Annotated in this window: 23 protein-coding genes and 1 pseudogene; 8 read left to right on the top strand and 16 right to left on the bottom strand. The window is 64.4% G+C overall.

Annotated elements, in window-relative coordinates:
- Position 1: 1 nt before the first annotated feature.
- Together GTZ97_RS04285 and cysS are read right to left on the bottom strand one after the other, a co-directional pair.
- The gene (locus GTZ97_RS04285; RefSeq protein ID WP_161649294.1) at positions 2 to 697 is read right to left on the bottom strand and encodes a DNA-3-methyladenine glycosylase family protein; all 696 of its coding nucleotides are present in this window, start codon (positions 695 to 697) and stop codon (positions 2 to 4) included.
- Complete coding sequence (gene cysS / locus GTZ97_RS04280) at positions 697 to 2,082, bottom strand: cysteine--tRNA ligase (protein WP_161649293.1); 1,386 nt, start codon at positions 2,080 to 2,082, stop codon at positions 697 to 699. The genes GTZ97_RS04285 and cysS overlap by 1 nt, the downstream gene beginning before the upstream one ends.
- A gap of 284 nt (positions 2,083 to 2,366) precedes the next feature.
- Between cysS and GTZ97_RS04275 the strand changes: the two genes are divergently transcribed.
- Genes GTZ97_RS04275 through GTZ97_RS04250 form a run of 6 tightly spaced genes read left to right on the top strand, consistent with a single transcriptional unit; the run spans position 2,367 to position 7,475 of the window.
- Entirely contained in the window at positions 2,367 to 3,452 is a 1,086-nt protein-coding gene (locus tag GTZ97_RS04275) for a nuclear transport factor 2 family protein (RefSeq protein WP_161649292.1), read from the top strand.
- Positions 3,452 to 4,717: a L,D-transpeptidase family protein gene (locus GTZ97_RS04270; protein ID WP_161649291.1), complete on the top strand. Its 1,266-nt coding sequence runs from the start codon at positions 3,452 to 3,454 to the stop codon at positions 4,715 to 4,717. Before GTZ97_RS04275 ends, GTZ97_RS04270 begins: the two co-directional genes overlap by 1 nt.
- Complete coding sequence (locus GTZ97_RS04265) at positions 4,714 to 5,265, top strand: peptidylprolyl isomerase (RefSeq protein WP_161649290.1); 552 nt, start codon at positions 4,714 to 4,716, stop codon at positions 5,263 to 5,265. The genes GTZ97_RS04270 and GTZ97_RS04265 overlap by 4 nt, the downstream gene beginning before the upstream one ends.
- 2 nt (positions 5,266 to 5,267) lie before the next feature.
- On the top strand, positions 5,268 to 5,768 hold the full coding sequence (locus GTZ97_RS04260; protein ID WP_161649289.1) for a peptidylprolyl isomerase: 501 nt from the start codon (positions 5,268 to 5,270) through the stop codon (positions 5,766 to 5,768).
- A 2-nt stretch (positions 5,769 to 5,770) separates the two neighbouring features.
- On the top strand, positions 5,771 to 6,652 hold the full coding sequence (locus tag GTZ97_RS04255; protein WP_161649288.1) for a UDP-2,3-diacylglucosamine diphosphatase: 882 nt from the start codon (positions 5,771 to 5,773) through the stop codon (positions 6,650 to 6,652).
- A gap of 1 nt (position 6,653) precedes the next feature.
- Entirely contained in the window at positions 6,654 to 7,475 is an 822-nt protein-coding gene (locus GTZ97_RS04250; RefSeq protein WP_161649287.1) for a M90 family metallopeptidase, read from the top strand.
- Positions 7,476 to 7,516: 41 nt separating this feature from the next.
- Here GTZ97_RS04250 and clpA read toward each other — a convergent pair whose 3' ends face one another.
- Positions 7,517 to 9,835: an ATP-dependent Clp protease ATP-binding subunit ClpA gene (gene clpA / locus GTZ97_RS04245; RefSeq protein WP_161649286.1), complete on the bottom strand. Its 2,319-nt coding sequence runs from the start codon at positions 9,833 to 9,835 to the stop codon at positions 7,517 to 7,519.
- Positions 9,832 to 10,185 carry an ATP-dependent Clp protease adapter ClpS gene (clpS, locus tag GTZ97_RS04240; protein ID WP_161649285.1) on the bottom strand — a complete coding sequence of 118 codons (354 nt, stop codon included), beginning with the start codon at positions 10,183 to 10,185 and terminating at the stop codon, positions 9,832 to 9,834. The genes clpA and clpS overlap by 4 nt, the downstream gene beginning before the upstream one ends.
- Positions 10,186 to 10,471: 286 nt before the next feature.
- On the opposite strand from clpS, the pseudogene GTZ97_RS04235 reads away from it, so the two are divergent.
- Positions 10,472 to 10,666, top strand: a pseudogene (locus GTZ97_RS04235) (cold-shock protein); the annotation flags it as partial.
- 191 nt (positions 10,667 to 10,857) lie between these two features.
- On the opposite strand, the gene icd reads toward GTZ97_RS04235, so the two are convergent.
- From icd to hemN, 3 genes are all read right to left on the bottom strand, one after another.
- Positions 10,858 to 12,111, bottom strand: coding sequence for an NADP-dependent isocitrate dehydrogenase (icd, locus tag GTZ97_RS04230; RefSeq protein ID WP_161649283.1), 1,254 nt, complete (start codon positions 12,109 to 12,111; stop codon positions 10,858 to 10,860).
- Between the two features lie 157 nt (positions 12,112 to 12,268).
- Positions 12,269 to 13,114 (bottom strand): sulfite exporter TauE/SafE family protein, encoded by an 846-nt coding sequence (locus GTZ97_RS04225; RefSeq protein ID WP_161649282.1) that lies wholly within the window; start codon positions 13,112 to 13,114, stop codon positions 12,269 to 12,271.
- Between the two features lie 42 nt (positions 13,115 to 13,156).
- Entirely contained in the window at positions 13,157 to 14,587 is a 1,431-nt protein-coding gene (gene hemN / locus GTZ97_RS04220) for an oxygen-independent coproporphyrinogen III oxidase (RefSeq protein WP_161649281.1), read from the bottom strand.
- 211 nt (positions 14,588 to 14,798) lie between these two features.
- Here hemN and fnr point away from each other — a divergent pair, with 211 nt between their 5' ends.
- The gene (gene fnr, locus GTZ97_RS04215) at positions 14,799 to 15,515 is read left to right on the top strand and encodes a fumarate/nitrate reduction transcriptional regulator Fnr (protein WP_161649280.1); all 717 of its coding nucleotides are present in this window, start codon (positions 14,799 to 14,801) and stop codon (positions 15,513 to 15,515) included.
- Between the two features lie 43 nt (positions 15,516 to 15,558).
- Here the strand turns inward: fnr and GTZ97_RS04210 are convergent, their stop codons facing one another.
- From GTZ97_RS04210 to GTZ97_RS04170, 9 genes are all read right to left on the bottom strand, one after another.
- Entirely contained in the window at positions 15,559 to 15,840 is a 282-nt protein-coding gene (locus GTZ97_RS04210; RefSeq protein WP_201748160.1) for a hypothetical protein, read from the bottom strand.
- Positions 15,841 to 15,949: 109 nt separating this feature from the next.
- Positions 15,950 to 16,207 (bottom strand): nitrogen fixation protein FixH, encoded by a 258-nt coding sequence (locus GTZ97_RS04205; protein ID WP_161649279.1) that lies wholly within the window; start codon positions 16,205 to 16,207, stop codon positions 15,950 to 15,952.
- 14 nt (positions 16,208 to 16,221) lie between these two features.
- On the bottom strand, positions 16,222 to 17,676 hold the full coding sequence (gene ccoG / locus GTZ97_RS04200) for a cytochrome c oxidase accessory protein CcoG (RefSeq protein WP_161649278.1): 1,455 nt from the start codon (positions 17,674 to 17,676) through the stop codon (positions 16,222 to 16,224).
- Between the two features lie 131 nt (positions 17,677 to 17,807).
- Positions 17,808 to 18,743: a cytochrome-c oxidase, cbb3-type subunit III gene (gene ccoP / locus GTZ97_RS04195; RefSeq protein ID WP_161649277.1), complete on the bottom strand. Its 936-nt coding sequence runs from the start codon at positions 18,741 to 18,743 to the stop codon at positions 17,808 to 17,810.
- 13 nt (positions 18,744 to 18,756) lie between these two features.
- A complete protein-coding gene (locus GTZ97_RS04190; protein WP_330863545.1) occupies positions 18,757 to 18,885 on the bottom strand; it encodes a cbb3-type cytochrome oxidase subunit 3 in 129 nt (42 codons plus the stop codon).
- Between the two features lie 23 nt (positions 18,886 to 18,908).
- A complete protein-coding gene (gene ccoO, locus GTZ97_RS04185) occupies positions 18,909 to 19,538 on the bottom strand; it encodes a cytochrome-c oxidase, cbb3-type subunit II (protein WP_161649275.1) in 630 nt (209 codons plus the stop codon).
- Positions 19,539 to 19,550: 12 nt separating this feature from the next.
- Positions 19,551 to 20,984: a cytochrome-c oxidase, cbb3-type subunit I gene (gene ccoN / locus GTZ97_RS04180; protein WP_161649274.1), complete on the bottom strand. Its 1,434-nt coding sequence runs from the start codon at positions 20,982 to 20,984 to the stop codon at positions 19,551 to 19,553.
- A 48-nt stretch (positions 20,985 to 21,032) separates the two neighbouring features.
- The gene (ccoS, locus tag GTZ97_RS04175) at positions 21,033 to 21,209 is read right to left on the bottom strand and encodes a cbb3-type cytochrome oxidase assembly protein CcoS (RefSeq protein WP_161649273.1); all 177 of its coding nucleotides are present in this window, start codon (positions 21,207 to 21,209) and stop codon (positions 21,033 to 21,035) included.
- Between the two features lie 17 nt (positions 21,210 to 21,226).
- Entirely contained in the window at positions 21,227 to 23,602 is a 2,376-nt protein-coding gene (locus GTZ97_RS04170; protein ID WP_161649272.1) for a heavy metal translocating P-type ATPase, read from the bottom strand.
- Between the last annotated feature and the right edge of the window lie 164 nt (positions 23,603 to 23,766).

Below are 23,766 nucleotides of genomic sequence, written 5' to 3'. Positions count from 1 at the left end.
CTCAGTATTCCACTGGAACCGGGTCCAGGCTGCGCCACAGGTACCAGGTTCCGACGGTCCGGTACGGCGACCAGGCCTCGGCCAGTTCGCGCGCTTCGGCGCGGGAGACCGGCTCGCCGCTGAAATAGTTGTGGCTGATCCCCTTGATCAGACCGAGGTCGTCCAGGGGGAGCACGTTCGGGCGCATCAGGTGGAAGATCAGGAACATCTCGGCCGTCCAGCGGCCGATGCCGCGGATGTCGATCAGCTCTTCGATGATGGCCTCGTCGTCCATCTGCTGCCACTGGTCCACGTGCACCTGACCGGTGTCGAAATGGCGCGCCAGATCCAGCAGGTAATCCACCTTGCGCGTCGACAGCCCGACCTGCCGCAGGGCCTCAGGTGACTGGCGCATCAGGTCCTGAACCGACACGGCGGAGCGCGCGACCTGCAGGTCCTGGCCCAGCAACACCAGCAGCCGCTCCCAGACGGCCTGCGCGGCCTTGACCGAGATCTGCTGACCCACAATGGACCGCGCCAGCGTGGTGAATGCGTCACCGCGGCTGTACAGACGTGCACTGCCGTGGTCGGCGATCAGCTTGCGCATGACGCGATCACGGCGGGCCAGGTGCCGGCAGGCATCGTCCCAATAGGGTGGCGTCACCAGCGCGCCGGAGGGTTCGGCCGCAGGCGGCTTGGGCGTGGTGGATCCGGGCATCAGGCTTTCACCCAGGTGGTGCCCTGGGGGCTGTCCTTGAGCACGATGCCCTGAGCGGCCAGTTCGTCTCGAATGCGGTCGGACTCGGCAAAGTCGCGGGCCTTCTTGGCCTCGGCCCGTTGCGCGATCAATGCCTCGATCGCGTTGACATCCAGACCGGCCCCCGCCGCCCCGCCCTGCAGGTAAGCTTTGGGCGACTGCTGTAGCAGACCCAGCATGCCGGCCAGCGCCTTCAACTGCGCTGCCACCTTCAGCGATCCACCACGGTTGAGTTCGGCCGCCAAGTCAAACAGCACGGCCAGCGCAATGGGCGTGTTGAAGTCTTCGTCCATGGCGGCCTTGAAACGGGCCGCATGGGGCTCCTGCCAGTCGATTGGCTGCGCAGGCACGTCACCGATGGCATCCAGCGCCGTGTACAGACGCCGCAGGCCGGCACGCGCATCGTCGAGCCCGGCATCGCTGTAGTTGAACGGGCTGCGGTAGTGCGTGCGCAACATGAAGAAGCGGATCGTCTCGCCGTCGTACTGCTTCAGCACCTCGCGGATGGTGAAGAAGTTGCCCAGTGACTTGGACATTTTCTCGTTGTCCACGTTCACGAAGCCGTTGTGCAACCAGTAGTTGACGAATCGCTTGCCACTGGCGCCTTCGCTTTGGGCAATCTCGTTTTCGTGGTGAGGGAACTGCAGATCCAGCCCACCACCATGAATGTCGAATTGCTCGCCCAGCAGCGCGCAGCTCATTGCCGAGCACTCGATGTGCCAGCCCGGGCGACCTGCGCCGTAAGGCGACTCGTATCGCGCATCCTCAGGCTCGTCGGGCTTGGCGGCCTTCCACAGCACGAAGTCCAGCGGATCGTGCTTGCCGTCGTCCACGGCCACGCGCTCGCCCGCCCGCAACTGGTCCAGCGTCTTGCCCGACAGCTTGCCGTAGCCGTCGAACTTGCGCACGGCATAGTTCACGTCCCCATTGCCGGCCCGGTAGGCCAGTCCCCGGGTCTCCAGCTTGCCAATCAAGGCCAGCATCTGCGGCACGTACTCGGTCGCGCGGGGCTCGTGGGTGGGCGGTTCGATGCCCAGCGCGGCGATGTCCTCGTGCATGGCCTGCGCCATCTCTTCGGTCAACTGACGGATCGTGATGCCACGCTCCACGGCGCGACGGATGATCTTGTCGTCAATGTCGGTGATGTTGCGCACATAGGTGACCGCGTAGCCCGAGGCCTTGAGCCAGCGCTGGACCACGTCGAACGACAGCATCATGCGGGCATGGCCAACGTGACAGAGGTCATAGATGGTCATGCCGCACACATACATGCGGACCTGACCCGGGGTCATGGGAACAAAGGGCTCGACCTGACGCGACAGGCTGTTGAATACGCGCAAGCTCATGAAAACGTGTGAGGTGATGCGAACGGCGCGCCCTGCTGGACGGCGGCTCGCGCGACACGGGACGCCCGCACACCGTGATGCGACGCATTAAACCACCCGGGTCGTCTGGATACAATCTGACGAGTATACCGGGCCCTCCTCAGATCAGGGTGTCCCTTGCGTCAAACGAGTGTCCCGTGCTGCTATCCTCATGGTCTGTCGGCTGACGAAAACCTGCAGGACGCCGAGCCTGGCAGAGACAGGGGCGTCGTCGCCGTCATTGCATTCACACCGGTAACGAACCCATGCTTGCTGTCACGCCCAACATTCGTCCCCGACTGACCCGCCTGGCCATCCAGTCTCTGGCTGCCGTGGCGATGGCCCTCGCTGCCCTGCCCGCCCGTGCCGACGACATCGCCGAAGTTCAGCGCATGCTGGCAGCCGGCCGCAATGCCGAGGCCCTGCAGCGCGCAGACCAGTTCCTCGCCACCAAGCCGCGCGACCCGATGATGCGCTTCCTGCGCGGCATCAGCCTGTCGCAGGCCGGTCGCAGCGCCGAGGCCATCACGGTCTTCACCAAGCTGACCGAAGACTTCCCCGAGTTGCCCGAGCCGTTCAACAACCTGGCCGTGCTGTACGCGCAGCAAGGCCAGTACGACAAGGCGCGCAACGCGCTGGAGATGGCGATCCGCACCAACCCCAGCTACGCGACCGCTTACGAAAACCTGGGCGACGTGTACGCGAAGCTGGCGAGCCAGGCCTACTCCAAGGCCCTGCAGATCGACACCCGCTCCGCCGTGGCGCCCAAGCTGGCCATGATCCGCGAGCTGTTCCCCAAGGAGCGCAACAGCATCGCCGTGGCGTCGGCACAGACGACGCCCGCACCAGCGCCTAGCCCTGCGCCTGCGCCGACCCCCGCGCCGCGTCCGACGCCCACGCCGGCACCAACACCCACCCCCGCACCCGCTCCGACCCCAGCGCCGGCTCCGACTCCCGCACCGGCGCCGACCCCCGCGCCGACGCCTGCACCGGCGCCGGCCGCCAACGAAGAAGCCGCCCAGGTTCGCCAGGTCGAGGCAGCGGTCAATGCTTGGGCCAGCGCCTGGAGCCGTCGCGACATGAACGCCTATCTGGCCGCCTATGCCAAGGACTTCGATGCCGGCAAGCCGCGCCGCGTCTGGGAAGAAGAGCGTCGCGACCGCATCATGAGCAAGAAGAGCATCACCGTGCGTGTGGTGGGGCTGCGGATCGACGTCAATGGTGACAAGGCCACGGCCCGCTTCCGCCAGGAGTACCGCGCCGACAGCCTGAGCGTCAACAGCAACAAGCGGCTGGAACTCGTTCGTTCGGGCAACAAGTGGCTGATCGTGAAGGAAAGCACCGGCTCGTGATGGGAAACCGTAAGGCCTTCAGGGCACGGCATCTGGCCGCGGCCCTCGCCTTGTTGGTGGGATTTGGCACGGCCTGCGCTCAGACCGTTCGCACGCGAGCGGAGCTGAGCAGCAGCCCGCCCACGACTGCGGCTCAGCAGATTGCCCAGCCGGCTGCTGCCTCGGCGGAAGCCCGGCTGATGGAAACCTACCGGTTGCTGGCCCAGGGGCGCGGCCGGGAGGCCCTGCAGCGCATTGAGGCGCTGGTGCGCGATCATCCCAACTTCCAGCTTGCCCAACTCGTGTATGGTGACCTGCTGCTGGCCCAGGTTCAGCCTCTGCAGGCCAAAGGCAGCGGCGCCGGCCAGCTCAATGACGCCGCCGGCAAGCGGTTGGAGCAGTTGCGGCTGGAAGCCAACCGCCGGCTCCAGGCATTTCGCGACCGCCCAAAGGACGGCCTGATCCCGGCGCAGTTCGTCGAACTGCCGCTGTCGAGTCGGCATGCGATCGCGGTAGACGTAAGCCGGTCGCGCCTGTACCTGTTCGAGAATACCGCCCAAGGGCTGCGGCTGGTGTCTGACCACTACGCCTCGGTCGGGCTGCTGGGAGCCGACAAGCGCATCGAGGGCGATCAACGCACCCCGCTGGGGGTTTACTACATCACCAGCCGCCTGGATGCGCGCCAGCTGACCGATTTCTACGGAGCGGGTGCACTGCCGCTGAACTACCCCAACGAGTACGACCGTCGGCTGGGCCGCACAGGCAGCGGCATCTGGCTGCATGGCGTGCCGCGCGACAGCTACGTGCGCCCGCCCCAGAGTACCGACGGGTGCGTGGCACTGGCCAACCCCGAACTGCAGGCCATCTTGCAGACGGTTCAGCCCCGCACCACGCCCGTCGTCATCGCGCGCAGTCTGGACTGGGTCACGCGCGCCCGGGCCGAGCCAGAGCGTCGCGCCCTGAGCAACCTGATCGAGGGCTGGCGGGTGGCGCGCAGCAGCGGCGACATCGAACGACTGATGAGCTTTTACTCGCCACAGTTCGCCAGTGGCAGCCGCAACCTCAGCCAGTGGCGCCAGCTGGTCGGCCGTGAGATGAACCAGGCCGGCGGACGTCCGGTCAACATCAAGGACCTTGCCATTCTCGGCTGGCGTGACCAGAACGAGGTGCTCGTGGTCACCTTTGGCGAAGTCGTCGAGGGTCAACGTACCGGCGTGATGAAGCGTCAATACTGGGGCAAGGAAGGCGGCTTGTGGAAAATCTTCTACGAAGGAGTGATCGGATGATTCGACACCTGGTGATGTCGGCCCTGATGGTGGCCAGCGTGCATGTGCAGGCGCAAACGGTGAAGCTGACGACCAACATGGGCGACATCGTCGTCCAGCTGGACGCAGCCAAGGCGCCCAAGACGGTCGAGAACTTCGTACAGTACGTGCGCGCCGGTCACTACAACGGCACGGTCTTCCACCGCGTGATCGACGGCTTCATGATCCAGGGCGGCGGCATGACTCCCGATCTGCGTGAGAAGCCCACCCGCGCACCCATCCCGCTCGAAAGCCGCAACGGGCTGAGCAATGTCCGCGGCACCGTGGCCATGGCGCGTACCAATGTGCCGAACTCGGCCACATCGCAGTTCTTCATCAACGTACGCGACAACGACTTCCTGGACGCGGCGCGCTCGCCCGACGGCAACGGCTATGCCGTTTTCGGGCGCGTGGTGCAAGGCATGGACGTGGTCGACAAGATCCGGAAGGTCGACACCACTCGCCGCGGCCCTTACGATGACGTGCCGGTCAAGCCCGTCATCATTCAAACAGCCACCATCGAGAAATGAACATGAGCAAGAACGTTGAACTGCACACCACCGCAGGCGTGATCCGTCTGGAACTGGACGAAGCCAAGGCACCCGCCACGGTCGCCAACTTCATCGAGTACGTGAAGGCTGGCCATTACGACGGCACCATTTTCCATCGCGTCATCAAGGGCTTCATGATCCAGGGCGGCGGCTTCGAGCCGGGCATGAAGCAGAAGTCCACCCGCGAGCCCATCGCCAACGAAGCCAACAACGGCCTGAAGAACGACAAGTACACCATCGCGATGGCCCGCACCAGCGCACCGCACTCGGCCAGCGCGCAGTTCTTCATCAATGCCACCGACAACGACTTCCTGAATTTCAAATCCGAGTCGCCGCAAGGCTGGGGTTACGCCGTGTTTGGCAAAGTCGTGGCCGGCACCGAGGTGATCGACGCCATCGAGAAAGTCAAGACCGGCCGCAGCGGCTTCCACGACGATGTACCGCTGGAAGACGTGATGATCACGAAGGCCATCGAGGTCTGATCATGGACGACAGGGCGCCCGCTGTGGTGCTGCGGGTGCCCCAGCCTGTGGCCAGCGCCGACGACTGGCCGCCACAGGCTCCTTGCGCCCGCCTGATCGCCCCAGCGCACTGGCAGGCCATCGACTGCATCTCTGATCTTCACCTCGACCCACGCCACCCGCGGACGCTGGCGGCTTTGTCGCATTACCTGGCACACACACCGGCAGACGCGGTGCTGGTTTTGGGCGACCTCTTCGAGGCCTGGGTCGGCGACGACATGCGTCAACAGCCCTTCGAGGCCCGCTGCGTCGATGCGCTGTCCATGATTGCGCAACGCGCCTGGGTGGGCATCCTTGTCGGCAACCGCGACTTCCTCATGGGTGAGGGCTTGATGAACGCTTGCGGCGCTCAGGCCCTGCCCGACCCGTTTGTGCTGGAAGCCTTCGGCGCCCGTCGCCTGCTGACCCATGGGGACGCATGGTGTCTGGACGACGCGCCCTACCTTGCCTTCCGGCAGCAAGTACGCCAGCCCGCCTGGCAGCAGGCGTTTCTGGGCCAGCCGCTCGACGCACGACTGGCTACCGCGCGCCAGATGCGTGAGGCCAGCGAAGCCCGTAAGGCCGAGCATCAAGGCGATGCGACCCAGTGGGCCGACGTGACGCCATCGCGTGCCGTGGCCTGGCTGCAGCATGCAGGCTGCACTGAGCTCGTGCACGGCCACACCCACAAGCCAGGACGCTCTGCGCTCGATGCGCATCATGCGCGCGAAGTGCTGAGCGACTGGGATCTGGACGACACCCGCGCCCCGCGTGCGGAGGTGCTGCGCCTGACAGCACGTGGCGTCCAGCGGCTGGGCCTCATGGACGCCTGCGCATCGGAAGGCGCAACCACAGCCTCGCGCTGACATGAACTGGCTCAGCAGCCTGATCCGCAGCCTGCCTGCTGCGCTGCTACCGGACGCGATGGTGCTGCGCCATCGCGCCATCCCTGACGCGCTGTGGGCGCGCACGCTGGCCGGCTACCCCTTTTTGGCATGGCGCACGCCCGCGCGTCAGGCGCGCCTGCGCGAGCTCAGCACGCTGTTTCTGGCTCACAAGGAGTTCACGCCCATGCCCGGTGTCGCATTCGACGACGCCATGGCCGTGGCCATCGCGGCACAGGCCTGTCTGCCCGTGTTGCGCTGGGGCCTGAACCCGTACAGCGGCTTCGTCAGCGTGGTCATCCACCCAGATCAGGTCGTCGCCCGCCGGGAAACCATGGACGAGGCCGGCGTCGTGCACCAATACGACGAGGTGCTGGCTGGCGAAGCCCAGCCCGACGGCCCCATCATGCTGTCGTGGCACGACGTGGACATGGGCGCCGATCACCCTGAGGGCTACAACGTCGTGGTCCACGAATTCGTGCACGCGCTCGACATGTCGAACGGCGAAGCAGACGGCTTGCCACCTTTGCCGCCCGAGGTGAGTCGCGATGAGTGGCTGGACACCCTGTGGCAGGCCTTTGATCACCACCGCAATGCCCTCGCCCACGGCGAGCCCACCTGGCTCGACCCCTATGCCGCCGAACACGGTCTGACCGAGTTCCTGCCAGTGGTGTGTGAGGCCTTCTTCACGGCCCCACATGGCCTGGCTCAGGCTTACCCCGATGTCTACGCGCTGCTGCGCGTCTACTTCAATGAGTCACCGGCCGAGCACGCACCGCCCCGGGGACCAGCCCAACATGAATGAAAACGGGCTCCCGAAGGAGCCCGTCCGGCTTACGTTGCAGCTTACTCGGCCGTGGCAGGCTCGGCCTTGGGCTTGTCGCTGCGCTTGGCCTGGATGTCGAGCTTGACCTCGTCTTCGCCCTTGGCATTGGGCGCCACATCCACGGTCAGGCGGCCGCCATCGACCAGCGAGCCGAACAGCAACTCGTCGGCCAGCGCGCGCCGGATCGTGTCCTGGATCAGGCGCTGCATCGGGCGGGCCCCCATGAGCGGGTCGAAACCGCGCTTGGCCAGGTGACGGCGCAGCGCATCTGTGAACGTGACCTCGACCTTCTTCTCGGCCAACTGGCTTTCGAGTTGCAGCAGGAACTTGTCGACCACCCGCAGGATGACCTCTTCGTCCAGCGGCTTGAAGCCCACGATGGCGTCCAGCCGGTTGCGGAACTCGGGTGTGAACATCCGCTTGATGTCGGCCATCTCGTCCCCCGCCTCGCGCAGCGTCGTGAAACCGATGGTGGACTTCTGCAGCGTCTCGGCGCCCGCATTGGTAGTCATGATGATCAACACATTGCGGAAGTCAGCCTTGCGACCGTTGTTGTCCGTCAGCGTGCCGTGGTCCATGACCTGCAGCAGGATGTTGAACACATCCGGGTGCGCCTTCTCGATTTCGTCGAGCAGCAACACCGCGTGCGGCTTCTTGCTGATGGCCTCGGTCAACAGACCGCCCTGGTCAAAGCCCACATAACCCGGAGGCGCACCGATCAGACGGCTCACGGCGTGGCGCTCCATGTACTCCGACATGTCGAAGCGGATCAGCTCGATGCCCAGGATGTAGGCCAATTGCTTGGCCACTTCCGTCTTGCCGACCCCCGTGGGGCCGCTGAACAGGAAGGCACCAATCGGCTTATCCGGCTTGCCCAGGCCCGAACGCGCCATCTTGATGGCGGCTGACAGGGCATCGATGGCCGTGTCCTGACCGAAGACCACGCTCTTGAGGTCGCGGTCCAGGTTCTTCAGCTTGCTGCGATCGTCATTGGACACGCTGGTCGGCGGGATGCGCGCGATCTTGGCCACAATCTCTTCGACCTCGGCGCGCGTAATGGTCTTCTTCTGTTTGCTCTTGGGCAGGATGCGTTGAGCAGCACCGGCTTCGTCAATGACGTCAATGGCCTTGTCAGGCAGGTGGCGGTCATTGATGAACTTGGCCGACAGCTCGGCAGCCGCCTGGAGCGCGCCCAGCGCGTACTTGACGCTGTGGTGCTCTTCAAAGCGCGACTTCAACCCCTTGAGGATCTCGACCGTCTGCTCCACCGTGGGCTCAACCACCTCGACCTTCTGGAAGCGACGCGACAGCGCCGCATCCTTCTCGAAAATGCCGCGGAACTCTGTGAACGTCGTGGCGCCGATGCACTTGAGCTGGCCAGAGCTCAGCGCCGGCTTGAGCAGGTTGGACGCATCCAGCGTGCCGCCCGACGCCGCGCCGGCACCGATCAGCGTGTGGATCTCGTCGATGAACAGAACCGAGTTGGGCTGCTCCTTGAGTTGCTTGATCACCGCCTTGAGGCGCTGCTCGAAATCGCCACGGTATTTGGTGCCTGCCAGCAGCGCACCCATGTCCAGCGCATAGACCTGCGCATCGGTGAGCACGTCGGGCACATCGTTTTGGGTGATGCGCCAGGCCAGACCCTCGGCGATCGCTGTCTTGCCCACGCCAGCTTCACCCACCAGCAAGGGATTGTTCTTGCGACGGCGGCACAGCACCTGGATCACGCGCTCGACCTCAGTCTCACGGCCGATGAGCGGATCGATCTTGCCTTCGCGAGCCAACTGGTTGAGGTTCTGGGTGTACTGCTCCAGCGGCGAGGCCTTGCTGTCGGCCTCTTCCTTCTCGCCCTCGGGCTGGCCACCTTCTGCACCAGCCGACTTGGCCGATTCGGGCGGATCCACCTTGCGGATGCCATGGGCGATGTAGTTCACCACATCCAGGCGCGTGACGCCCTGCTGGTGCAGGTAGTACACCGCATGACTGTCCTTCTCACCAAAGATGGCGACCAGCACATTGGCGCCGGTGACTTCTTTCTTGCCACCGCTGGAGGACTGGACATGCATGATCGCGCGCTGGATCACGCGCTGAAAACCCAGCGTCGGCTGCGTGTCGACCTCGTCCGTCCCGCCCACGGTGGGCGTGTTGTCCCGGACGAACTGGTCCAGGTTCTTGCGGAGTTCATCCAGGTTCGCGGCACAGGCCTTCAACACCTCGGAAGCAGAGGGGTTGTCGATCAGCGCCAGCAGCAGGTGTTCCACGGTGATGAATTCGTGGCGCTGCTGCCGGGCCTCGACGAAGGCCATGTGCAAACTCACTTCCAACTCTTGCGCAATCATGCGGTCTCCAGGATGCACTGCAGGGGGTGCCCGGCACGCCGGGCGGCGGCAAGAACGAGTTCGACCTTGGTGGCCGCGACGTCTTTGCTGTAGACACCGCACACACCACGACCTTCGTGGTGGATTTTGAGCATGATCTGAGTCGCCGTGTCTAGATCATGGCGGAAATGCTCTTGCAAGACGAATACCACGAACTCCATGGGCGTGAAATCGTCGTTCAGCATGACCACCTGATACAGCTTGGGCGGCTCGAGCGCCAGTTCCTCCTTTTCGACCACCGCGGCGCCCTCACCGTCCTCTGAAGGGCCGGCGGGAGGTTGCGATGCGTGGAGGCGAAGCAGGTCAGACATGCGATTGATTCTACGGGAGGCCCCGCGCTCTTGCATGTCATCTTGGGGTGTCCCGCCCGATCACAAGGGCTGAATACCGCGACAGGTGCCGGACTTTTCCGATGACGCGGACGTGTCGCGGCAGTGCCGCGAATCGAACAGCTTGTAATCGGTGCAACAAAGGCTTGGCGCATTCGGTCAGCATGCCCCAAAACCGAGGGTTATCGCTCGGTTTGGTGCATGCCACCCTGCTTGACACGTGGGAACGCGCATGCAGAAAATGTGACCAAATTAACAGGAGGAGTAGATGGCCACCGGTACTGTGAAATGGTTCAACGACGCCAAGGGCTTCGGGTTCATTGAGCCCGACCAGGGCGGCGGAGACGTCTTTGCGCATTTTTCCGCCATCCAGATGGAAGGTTTCCGGACCCTCAAGCAGGGCTCCAAGGTGAGGTACGACCTCGTCGCCGGCCCGAAAGGCATGCTGGCACAGAACATCCAGCAGTTGGACGGCCCCGCCCGTGCTGACGAAAGCCACGATGCGCTGTCCGACATGCACTTCCGCGAAGCGGGCAACATGGGGGGGCATCGTCTGCCTCACTGACCGGCACCACTGCGGGCGCCATGCGGCGCGCTCAGCGGATACAAAAAAACCTGCCTCTCGGCAGGTTTTTTCTTGGGCGCTGCGGGCGCTTACATGTTGTCGATCATGACCTGACCGAAGCCCGAGCACGACACCTGGGTCGCACCTTCCATCAGACGCGCAAAGTCATACGTGACTTTCTTGCTCTGAATGGCCTTGTCCATCGAGGAGATGATCAGATCAGCTGCCTCGAACCAGCCCATGTGGCGCAGCATCATCTCGGCCGACAGGATCTCGGAGCCGGGGTTCACATAGTCCTTGCCGGCGTACTTCGGCGCCGTGCCGTGGGTGGCTTCGAACATGGCCACCGTGTCCGACAGGTTGGCCCCGGGCGCGATACCGATGCCACCGACCTGGGCGGCCAGGGCGTCAGAGACATAGTCGCCGTTGAGGTTCAGCGTGGCGATCACACTGTACTCGGCCGGACGCAGCAGGATCTGCTGCAGGAAGGCGTCGGCAATGGCGTCCTTGACGACGATGTCCTTGCCCGTCTTCGGGTTCTTGAACTTGCACCACGGGCCGCCGTCGATCAACTCGGCGCCAAACTCTTTCTGAGCCAGGCCATAGCCCCAGTCGCGGAAGCCACCTTCGGTGTACTTCATGATGTTGCCCTTGTGAACCAGGGTCACGCTGGGCTTGTCGTTGTCGATCGCGTATTGCAGGGCCTTGCGCACCAGGCGTTCCGTGCCTTCGCGGGAAACGGGCTTGATGCCGATGCCCGAGGTCTCGGGGAAGCGGATCTTCTTGACGCCGAACTCGTCCTGCAGGAACTTGATCAGCTTCTTGGCCTTGTCGCTTTCGGCTTCGAACTCGATACCGGCGTAGATGTCTTCCGAGTTCTCGCGGAAGATCACCATGTCGGTCTTCTCGGGCTCCTTCACTGGCGAAGGCACGCCCTTGAAGTAGCGCACCGGACGCAAGCACACGTACAGGTCGAGCTCTTGACGCAGGGCCACGTTCAGCGAACGGATGCCACCGCCGACGGGCGTGGTCAGCGGGCCCTTGATGGACACGACGTAGTCCTTGAGGACCTGCAGCGTTTCTTCGGGCAGCCAGACGTCGGGGCCATACACGCGGGTGGACTTCTCACCGGCGTAGATTTCCATCCAGTGGATCTTGCGCTCGCCGTTGTAAGCCTTGGCCACGGCCGCATCAACCACCTTGATCATCACGGGCGTGATGTCAAAGCCGGTGCCGTCGCCTTCGATGTAAGGGATGATGGGGTTATGGGGCACGTTGAGCGAGAAGTCCGGGTTCACCGTGATCTTCTGCCCGCCTTCGGGCACCTTGATGTGCTGATACATGTGCGTGGTCTCCGCGGTTGGCGTTTCCTTGAGATGCCTGCGTCACGGATGGTGGGCAGGCTCGCCTGATTTTACGCCAGCGCAACCCTGGGTCATGCTTGGAAACCCAGGTTGGGCGCGTTGGTTGCGGTTTTTCCGCACCAACGGGCCAACGGGCTCACGCACACCAAGCTTGATACTGCGCCCAGACGTGATGTGACACTGCCCATGCCGCCATCGCGGCGAGGCCTGCGCCCGCGGCCCTCACGGCCCAACGTGGGTCCACCAAGGCGCCCAGGGGACTGGCTGGACGCGCCGGCCCGCTCACCGTCAGGCGCTCGTCAGATGTGTGGCGCGAAGCCGGCTGGACCGCTGACGCCGTCGCAGCCGCGCGGGGCGCCCACAACACCGGTGCCACCGCACCGGACGCGGCGCCGGACGCACCGTCGGTGCGACGCAGCAAGCGCCCCAGCACCCACGGGGCCGCCCACACGCCCACCGCGCTGGGCAGAGAGAAAGTGAGCATGACGGCTGCGCCGCCTGCGGCATTGGGCGCCAGTGCCGCCACCATCAGTGCGGCATACAGCAGCCCGCAGGGCAGGAAAGCCCATAGTGCGCCAGCCAGCAGCGGCGTGGCCGGCGCCCACGGTGCGTCCACATGCCGCGCGGCAAACGCCTGCCAGCGTGCGCGCACCCGTCTGTACACCGTCAGACCTGCATGGTCCAGACGCTGAGGCATACGCCCGGTGACCACGAGCCACAGCCCCAGCACCACGGCTGCCACCAGCAGCATGATCCAGAAAGGTTGCAAGAAGGCGACCTGCCGACCGACCTGGGCAATCACCCCCGCACTGGCCGCCGCCAACGCACCAAGCATCGCATAACCCAGGCTGCGCCCGATCAAGGCCTTGATCGGCACGCCGCCCGGCATGGCCACGGCGCACGCAGCACCACACATGGCGGCACAGTGCGCCATGCCACCCAGGCCCATCAGCAACGCGGTCAACAGGAGGCTACTCAGCACGACAAACCCTTGATGCGGCCGGCATGGCCGCGTCTTCGCGGCTCAGATGATGCGCGAAAACCGCTCGACCTGCCGGTCAGCCTGCAGATACCGGTCGAACACCATGGCAATGGCGCGCACGAAGTACCAGCCCAGCGGCGTCACCCGCACACCGTCGTCTTCCAGCTCGACCAGCCCCATGTCGACCAGCCCGGCAAGCTGCTGCAGCTCCGCGGCAAAGTAGCTACGAAAGTCGATGAGGTAAGCCAGCTCGATGGATTCGATGTCCACCCGCCCCTGGCACATCACCGCCATGATGACCGCCCGACGCACGAGGTCGTCTCTTGACAGCATCAGTCCCCGCTCAATGGGCAGCTGACCACGCGCCAACGCATCGGTGTAGTCTTCCAGACTCTTGGCGTTCTGGCTGTAGTGCGCCCCCACGCGGCCGATGGCCGACACCCCCAGGCCGATCAGGTCGCTGTCAGGGTGGGTGCTGTAGCCCTGGAAGTTGCGGTGCAGCCGCCCCTGGCGCTTGGCCACCGCCAGGCTGTCGTGGTGCAGCGCGAAGTGGTCCATGCCGATGTAGTCATAGCCAGCTTCGCGCAGAACCTCAATGGCCATGGCGAGCATCGCAACCTTGTCCTGCGCTGGGGGCAACTCGGCCGCGTCGATGCGGCGCTGAGGTTTGAAGCGTTGCGGCAGGTGCGCGTAGGCGTACAGCGCAATGCGGTCCGGCTTGAGCGTGGTGATGCGCTCCAGCGTCTGACGGAAGCTCGCCAGCGTCTGGCGCGGCAGCCCGTAGATCAAGTCGGCGTTGATGGAATCGAACCCCAGTGTACGTGCGGCTTGCATCAGCTCGGCCACTTGCTCGTACGGCTGCACCCGGTGCACGGCCTTCTGCACCTCGGGGTCGAAGTCCTGCACACCCAGGCTGAGGCGGTTGAAGCCCGCCTGCGCCAGGCGCGCCAACCGCGGGGCGTCCACCGTGCGGGGGTCGACTTCGATGGCGTACTCGCCGCCGGGCACAAACTTGAACGCCTCGCGCAACGTCGCGATCAGGTCGGCCAGTTCATCGTCACTCAGAAAGGTCGGACTGCCCCCGCCGAAGTGCAGCTGCGACACCGTCTGCCGCCCACCCAGCTGCGCTGTGACCAGTTCGATCTCGCGCTTGAGAGATGCAAGATAGGGCTGCGCCCGCTCGTGATGCCGGGTGATGACCTTGTTGCAGGCGCAGTAGTAGCAGACCGACTCGCAAAACGGGATGTGAACGTAGACCGACAAAGGCACGGAAGGGCCGGCCACGGCGCCGCCCCCGGTGCCGCGCTGCTGCAGCGCCTGGGCGTACTGTGCTGCCCCGTAGGCTTCGACGAAGCGGTCAGCCGTCGGATAGGAGGTATACCGAGGACCGCTGACGTCGAGTCGCGTCAGCAGTTCGGGAGTCACCGCCACCGGCACGGGATGGGTTGCTGGGGAGTGAGCCAGATGTGTCATGGCGGCACTGTGCCACCCCTGACGCGAGCAGGGTTGATGTGGCTCAAGGTCTGTCGGCGAGCAACAGCAACAATCCCAGCAAACATTGAGGTCGCTCATGCTCAACCCCACCCCCATCTCCATCGAGCCCCAACAGCGGGCTGACCGAAATCCCTGTGTGCATGGCGGCACCGCTTCGCATCCGGACGGATGTGGGTCACAATCCCGTCCTATGAGACTGGATTCCTTCAAGGTCGCCTGCTCCAGCTGCAACCTGCGTGAGTTGTGCCTGCCGGTCGGCCTGACACAGACGCAGCTGAACCACCTCGATGATCTGGTGGCTTCGCGCCGCATGGTCAAGCGTGGGGAGGCTCTGTTCCACACGGGCGACCCATTCCGCTCGCTCTACGCCGTGCGCACAGGCTTCTTCAAGACGCGCATTTCGGCGGAAGACGGTCGTGACCAGGTGACGGGCTTCCAGATGGCCGGTGAGTTGCTGGGCCTTGACGGCATCAGCACCGACCGCCACGCATGTGATGCGATTGCGCTGGAAGATTCCCAGGTGTGCGTGATCCCCTACTCGCAGCTGGAAGACCTTTCTCGCGAGGTATCCGACCTGCAGCACCAGTTCCACAAGATCATGAGCCGCGAGATCGTGCGCGACCATGGTGTGATGCTGTTGTTGGGCAGCATGCGTGCCGAAGAGCGCCTTGCGGCCTTCCTGCTGAACCTCACGCAGCGGTTGCACGCGCGGGGCTTCTCGGCCTCGGCGCTGGTGTTGCGCATGACACGCGAAGAAATCGGCAGCTACCTTGGCCTCAAACTCGAGACCGTGAGCCGCACGTTCTCGAAGTTCCAGGAAGAGGGCTTTCTGGAAGTCAAGCAACGCGACATCCGCATCATGGACGAAGCGGGTCTGCGCGCGCTGGTCAACAACGCGCGCTGCTGACCGCAGTCAGCCAGACGGCCGCCTGACTGGCGGCCATCGCGCATCAGCCGTGTGCGTGATGCGCCAGGCGCCGTCCCCGGCGCGTGCGGCGGCCCGTTGAGCGGGGCACAGCCGCGGTCATCCAATACGAGAGAAATGTCCCGGCGGCCGCCAAGGCCCAAAACACCAGGAAGCTGAGGCTGTAGACAGTCATGGCATCTGGCTGCCACGACCCGATCTGCAGGTGGTTCGGATCGACCACCGAGAACACCACCATTTCAAGCACGGCGGCCACAAGAAACGTGGGCCAGAGCACCTGGGCGACGAACACGGAGCGGCGGGTCATGGGCACCTCCTTCAGTGCGTGAACCAGACGCCTCATGATGTGACGGACGTGTCAGACTGCCACGAGGATTAACCCGCAAACCCCTGGGGGTTTGCAGGGGGCGTCTCGCTCAGCGCGCCTGGTCGACCGCAGCATCCGGGCTGGCGGCGTGATTGCGCGCCTTGGAGGCCGGCAAGTCCTTGGCCGACTCCACATGGCCTACCGAGGTGTCCAGCACCGGATCGACGTTGCGCACCGCAACAACGACCGTGGCAATCCCTGCGACGACCACAATGGCCGGCCCGGCAATGACGAGCCACACGATGGGCAGCTTCCACCACGGGGGGTTCAGCTTGGCCTCGGGAGAAGAAACAGCGGAAGCAGACATGGTGTCTCCTGATATCAGCGGGGAATCATGAAAGTGGACTTCTCGCGCACATCGACTTGAGCGGCGTAGCCCTGGCGCATCTGCTCGACCACGACCGTCATACCGACACTGCCGCTGCCGAGTCGGGCGGCCGTTTCAGGCGGGATACGAACCGCGACGGGCACCCAGCGAGCTTCTGCGGGGCCGAGCACGACATCCTGCCCTCCTTCAACCACAGCCTGCGGCAGCTGGTCCACGCCGATGCGATAACGCTGGACGGCTTCACTGGCGTTCATCACCTGGATGCGATAGACGTTTTCGACATAGCCGTCGTCCACGATACGGGCCAAGGCGCCTCTGTCCTTGACGATGTCTACACGGAACGGCGGTCGGGTGTAGAGGCTGTACAGGAAGGCCCCAGCCACAAGCACGAGGATGCCAGCATAGAGCAGCACGCGGGGGCGCGCCACCCGGGCCCACATCTCCCCACGGTTGAGTCCCTGATCCATGGCGTTGAGCGTGGTGTAGCGGATCAGGCCCCGCGGGGTGCCCATCTTGTCCATCACGCCGTTGCAGACGTCAATGCATGCGGCGCAGCCGATGCACTCGTACTGCAGGCCGTTGCGGATGTCGATGCCGGTGGGACAGACCTGGACACACAGCGTGCAGTCGATGCAGTCGCCCTGCCCCTTGTCCGCCGCTGCGGCCTTTCGCGAGCGGGCGCCCCGCGGTTCGCCGCGCTTGGTGTCATAGCTGATGATCAGCGTATCGCGATCGAACATGGCGCTCTGGAAGCGCGCATACGGACACATGTACTTGCACACCTGCTCGCGCATGAAACCGGCGTTGCCGTAGGTGGCAAAACCGTAGAACAGCACCCAGAAGGTTTCCCACGGCCCCATGCCCAGGGTGAGGACGGACGAGCCCAATTCACGGATGGGCGTGAAGTAGCCCACAAAGGTGTAGCCCGTCCACAGCGCGACGCCAATCCATGCGGCATGCTTGCCGCCCTTGCGCCAGGCTTTCTCCAGCGTCCAAGGCCCCTTGTCGAGCTTCATGCGCTTCATGCGATCGCCTTCGAAGCGCCGCTCGATCCACATGAAGATCTCGGTGTAGACCGACTGCGGACACGCATAGCCGCACCACAAGCGACCCGCCACCGCGGTGAACAGGAACAGCCCGTAGGCCGAGATCACCAGCAGCGCCGTGAGGTAGATGAAGTCCTGCGGGTAGAGAACCAGGTTGAAGATGTAGAAGCGCCTGGTGTCCAGCTCGAACAGCACGGCCTGACGGTCATTCCAAGACAGCCAAGGCAAGCCGTAGAACACGAGTTGGGTGGCCCACACCATGGCCCAGCGCCATTTGGCAAACCAGCCATCGACGGCACGGGCGTAGATGGTTTCGCTCTTCTTGTAAAGCGAGATGACCTGCTCGCGCCGATCCTCGCGATTGGGGGCGGCAGGGGTGGAGGAATTCGCGGTTTCGCTCATGACGGCACACAAAAAAGCGGCGGAGGCGCCATATACCCATCAGGGTATCATGGGGCGCCTCCGCCGCATTCGATTTTTGCCTTTGGCTTGATGGGGATCAAGAAGGGGCAACCGCCCCCTCTGACTGGACCTTACTTGGCGTCGGCCACCTTGGTCGTGTTCGACAGCCCCCACACATACGAGGCCACCACCTTGATCTGGTCGTCCGACAGACGCGGGCTCTGCGCCGGCATCACGTTCACGATGCCATTGTTGATGGCCCTCACGATGGCCTCTTCACCCCAGCCGTGCAGCCAGATCTTGTCGGTCAGGTTGGGCGCGCCGATGGCCTGGTTACCCTTGCCGTCGGCGCCATGGCACGCCGCGCACACGGCCTTGAACTTCTCCCGACCCTGCGCAGCCAGCACGGGGTTGTGACCGCTGCCGGACAGGCTCAGCACATGGTGCGCGACCTGACGAACTTCCTCCGGCGAGCCCACCGCAGCTGCCAGCGGCGGCATCTGACCTTGGCGACCCTGTGCGATCGTCTCGACGATCTTCTCGGGCGAGCCACCATGCAGCCAGTCGCCGTCAGTCAGGTTTGGGAAGCTCTTGGAACCCTTGGCGTCCGAACCGTGACAGGCAGCGCAGTTGTTCAGGAACAGACGTTGGCCGATGGCCATGGCAGCGGGGTCGCTGGCCAGCTCTTCATGAGACTTGCCGGCAAACTGGCCAAAGATCTTGTCTTGCTCCAGCTTGGCCCTGGCAATCTCGTTTTGCAACTGGCCCGTGGCGCTCCACTTCAGGCTGCCCTGGTAGATGCCCAGGCCAGGATAGAAGAAGAAGTAAGCCACAGCAAACACCAGCGTGATGATGAACAGCATCAGCCACCAGCGCGGCAGCGGGTTGTTCAACTCCTGCAGGTCACCATCCCACACGTGGCCAGTCGTCTTGTCGACGTTGCCTTGCGCGTCATAAATCACCTTGTGGCGTGCGGCGCCAATCAGCACGAAGGCGCAATACAACAGGCCGGCCACGACGAGCGCGGCCACATACCACGCCCATCCACTCGATACGAAGTCGCTCATGAAGAGCCTCCAGTCAATCTTCAGAAAGAGGCAGGCGCGCTGCCTCTTCGAACTGGGACTTGTTGCTGCGCGAGTAGGCCCACGCAACGATGCCCACGAATACGCCCAGACATGCCACGGTGAAGAGGCTTCTCAGATCCATGACGTCCATTGCGCAACTCCTTGTTACTTGAGGGCCGTGCCCAGGACCTGCAGATAGGCGATCAGCGCGTCCATCTCGGTCTTGCCTTGCACTTCCATCTCCGCGGCCTTGATCTCGGCGTCGCTGTAGGGCACGCCGACCTTGCGCAGGGCCTCCATCCGCGGTGCGAGTCCCTTGGCATTCACGGGCGCGTTCTCAAGCCAGGGGTAAGCCGGCATATTGGACTCGGGCACCACGTCACGCGGGTTGATCAGGTGGACACGATGCCATTCGTCCGAGTACTTGCCGCCCACGCGGTGGAGGTCCGGACCCGTGCGCTTGGAGCCCCACTGGAACGGGTGGTCGTAGACAAACTCACCCGCCACCGAGTAGTGGCCGTAGCGCAGCGTCTCGGCGCGGAACGGGCGGATCATCTGCGAGTGACAGCCGTAGCAGCCCTCACGCAGGTAGACGTCGCGACCGGCCAACTGCAGCGCGGTGTAGGGCTTGAGGCCATCGACCGGCTGGGTCGTGCTTTGCTGGAAGAACAGGGGCACGATCTCGACCAGGCCGCCGACCGCGACGACCACCAGGGTCAAAACGATCATCAGGAAGTTGCTGGTTTCGATCCGCTCGTGCGAGAAGAGCTTGGGCTTGTGGTTGTTGTCAGCCATGAGATTCTCCAATCAGGCGTGAGCCGGCGCAGCCTGGGGGATCGGCGCGTTGGTGGCGCGGCCGGCCATGGCGGTCATCACGGTGTTCCACAGCATCAGGATCATGCCGCCCAGGTAGAGCAGGCCGCCCGCCACGCGGATCACGTAGAAGGGGTAGCTGGCCTTGACGCTCTCGACGAAGGTGTAGACCAGGGTGCCGTCAGGGTTGACCGCACGCCACATCAGACCTTGCATCACACCAGCGATCCACATCGCGGCGATGTACAGCACGATGCCGATGGTGGCCGCCCAGAAGTGCAGCGAGATGGCCGGCACGCTGTACATGGTCTTGCGACCGAACATGCGCGGGATCAGGTAGTACAGCGAACCCATCGAGATCAGACCCACCCAGCCCAGGGCACCCGAGTGCACGTGGCCGACCGTCCAGTCGGTGTAGTGCGACAGCGAGTTCACGGTCTTGATGGACATCATCGGGCCTTCGAAGGTCGACATGCCGTAGAACGACAGGGCCACGATCAGGAACTTCAGGATGGCGTCATCGCGCAGCTTGTACCAGGCGCCCGACAGGGTCATGATGCCGTTGATCATGCCGCCCCACGAAGGCGCCAGCAGGATCAGCGAGAACACCATGCCGACGGATTGCGTCCAGTCAGGCAGCGCGGTGTAGTGCAGGTGGTGAGGACCTGCCCACATGTAGGTGAAGATCAGCGCCCAGAAGTGGACGATGGACAGGCGGTAGGAGTAGACCGGACGCTCAGCCTGCTTGGGGATGTAGTAATACATCATGCCCAGGAAGCCAGCCGTCAGGAAGAAGCCTACGGCATTGTGACCGTACCACCATTGCACCATCGCATCCTGCACGCCGGCGTAGGCCGAGTAGGACTTGGTCAGGTCGACCGGGATGGCCGCGCTGTTGACGATGTGCAGCAGGGCCACGGCGATGATGAAGGCGCCGTAGAACCAGTTGGCCACGTAGATGTGGCGCACCTTGCGGATGCCGATCGTGCCGAAGAACACCACGGCGTAAGCCACCCAGATCACGGCGATCAGGATGTCGATGGGCCACTCGAGTTCGGCATATTCCTTGCCGCTGGTGAAGCCCATGGGCAGCGACAGTGCGGCCAGGACGATGACCAACTGCCAACCCCAGAACGTGAAAGCGGCCAAAGGCCCGCCGAACAGGCGGACCTGGCACGTTCTTTGCACAACGTGGTAGGACGTGGCGAACAGGGCACAGCCACCGAACGCAAAAATCACGGCGTTGGTGTGCAGCGGACGCAGCCGTCCGTAGGACAGCCAGGGAATGCCGAAATTGAGCTCCGGCCACGCCAATTGTGACGCGATGAGGACGCCGACCGCCATGCCGACGACGCCCCAGACGACCGCCGCGACGGCGAATTGCCGCACGACCGTGTCGTTATAGGTGGCAGAGTGGGTGGTTGCCATCTCTTGTTCTCCTTTGTTGCAGGCTGAATTGTGAGGGCAAACCACTACTCAATATTGATGAGGCTCAACCTTATCCTCACCTTTTTCGTCTTCTGTCTTCAAGATGCGAACGGCCTCTTGTTCGATGTCTTCAAATTGACCATTGAAGACAGCCCAGCCGAGCACCGCCAGGATGGCGAGCACAAGCAGGACCGAGACGGGTAGCAGAACGTACAGAATTTCCATGACGAAGTGGTTTGCCGTCAGTGACGCGCGGCGCCGAGTCTAAGTGCATTGAGCACCACCCCGAGCGAGCTGAGGGCCATGCCCAGCCCCGCAAGCCAAGGGGGCATCAGTCCCACCAGCGCGAGCGGGATGCTGCTGAAGTTGTAGATGGCAGACCAGGTCAGGTTCTGTTTCACGATGCGCAGTGCACGTTGGCTGATGGATACAGCCTGTGGCACGCCAGACAGGCGACCATTGAGCACCAGCAAATCGGATTGGGACTGTGCCAGAGCGGCGCCCTGATCAAGCGCGATCGAGACATTGGCCTTGGCCAGCACGGGGGCATCGTTGATGCCGTCGCCCACAACCGCCACCAGCTTGCCCCGGGCCTGGGCCTGCTCGATCAGGCGAAGCTTGTCCTCGGGCGTGGCCTCGGCCCCGGCCACGGCCACCTGACCAAGCTCGCGGGCGGCTGCCTCGACCCGGTCACGCTGGTCGCCAGACAGAATGGCCGAGCGGATGCCCTGGGCTGCGAGCTCGGCCAGAGCCGGCGCAGCCTGCGGTCGAAAGACCTCATCGAATACAAACCCCACCAGTGTGGCCTCGTCCAGCGAGCCGTCTGGACGGTGCGCTGCCAACCACACCCGTGGCCGCTCGGCTGCCAGAGCCCAGGCCGGACCATGGCCGGCCAGCACCCAGTCGCGCCGGCCCAGCCGCCAGGTGCGCCCGTCAGCTGCCTGCGCGGTCACCCCCTGCCCAGCCAGCTCATGCACCTCGTCCCAGGCCTGCCGCGCCCAGCCGCCCTCGCCTTCTGCCGCGGCGACCAGCGAGCGTGAGAGCGGGTGTTGCGAATGCGCGGCGAGGTCCGCAGCCTGGGGCCAGCGCGTGCGCCAGTCTGATCCGTCTGGCGCCAGGGGCATCTCACCCCCATCCGCCGTGGTCACCGCCTTGAGCGTCAGCATGCCTTCGGTGAGCGTGCCCGTTTTGTCAAAGTAGACCTCGTCGATGTGGGCGAGGGTTTCGAGCGCATCGAGCCGGCGCACCAGCACGCCGCGTGTGGCCATGTTGCCGGCCGCTGCCAGCAGCGCCGACGGCGCCGACAGCGAGAACGCGCACGGGCATGTCACCACAAGCACGGACACAGCCACCCAGATGGCCTTGCTCGGATCGATCCAGTACCAGACCAGCCCGCCCAGCGCGGCCAGCACCAGCACCCCCCACAGGAACGGGCTGGCGAACCGGTCGGCGACCCGCATCCAGCTCGGCTTTTCTGTCATCGCCTGCTGCACCAGCGAGACGATCTGCTGGTAGCGGGTGTCCGGCCCCAGGCGCTCGACGCTGACCCACACGGGCGCGGACAGGTTGATGCTGCCAGCCACCACCATCTGCCCGGGTTCGCGCACCACCGCACGCGACTCCCCGGTCAGCAGAGACTCGTCGACTTCGGTGCGCCCCTCCAGCACTTGTCCGTCAGCGGGAAACGCCTGCCCCGCAGCCACACGCACGCGATCGCCGTGGCGCAACGCCGACACTGGCACCGATTCGGTTTCGGCCTGGGCCAATGCCGCGGCCGGGTCCACCGCCCGATCGACCGCCTCCGGAAGCCGAACGCACAGCGCTTCCAGTGACTGCGTCACCCGCTCGCGCGCACGGCTTTCCAGCCAGCGCCCAGCCAGCAGGAACGCCACAAACATGGTGAGCGAATCGAAGTACGCATCCGGGCCGAACACCTCGTCATAGCCAAAGGTCACGCCGGTCGACACGATGAACGCGGCTGCCATGCCGATTGCCACCGGCGTGTCCATGGCCACACGGCCCTGCATGGCCGCCCGCCAGGCACCGCGGAAGAATGGCCCGCAGGAAAAGAGCACCACGGGCAGGCTCAACACCCAGTTGGCCCAGTTCATCAGGTTCCACAGGTCAGGCGGAATCTCGTCACGCCCGGCCACGTACTGGGGGAACGTGATCATCATCACCTGCATCATGCAGAACGCCGCTACGGCGAACTGCCACAACAGCAGCCTACGCTCTTTCAGCCGCTCATGGCCGGCTCGTGCCGCCGCGTCCGGCCACGCCTTGTACCCCACACGCTGGACCGCCGCCACCAGGTCGGACAGGCGCACGGCAGAGGGGTCAAGCGTGATGCGCGCCCTCTGCGAGGCAGCCTGCACCTGGACGTCGGACACCCCAGGCACGCCACGCAGCGCATCCTCGATGGTGATGGAGCAGGCCGCACAGTACATGCCCGACAGGCCCAGCCCGATGCGCCGCAGCGATGAGCCGGGCACCTGATCCAGCACACACTGGCGCAGCAGCTCGGGGTCATCCAGGCCCGCCACCTGGGCGGAAGTCAGCGGTGGCAGAGAGGGCAGCGGCTGGCCATCGGCCAAGGGCACATTCACAGCGGCATTCATGAGAGAAGAGACTGCTACAGTCAGGCCCACATCGATGCCAGACCCGGCACCGCGCCAGAGTCCTCGTCATGAGCCAACCCTTCATTGTCAGCGAAGCCGCGCCCCCCACCAAAATCGGCGGAATTGGCACGTACGCAGCGTGCCCCGTCGGGCGCCCGACCTCG

The sequence above is a fragment of the Aquabacterium fontiphilum genome, assembly GCF_009909205.1.
Lineage (GTDB): Bacteria > Pseudomonadota > Gammaproteobacteria > Burkholderiales > Burkholderiaceae_C > Aquabacterium > Aquabacterium fontiphilum.
The sequence above is the reverse complement of the archived record's forward strand: the minus strand, read 5'-3'. Positions and strand labels throughout refer to the sequence as shown.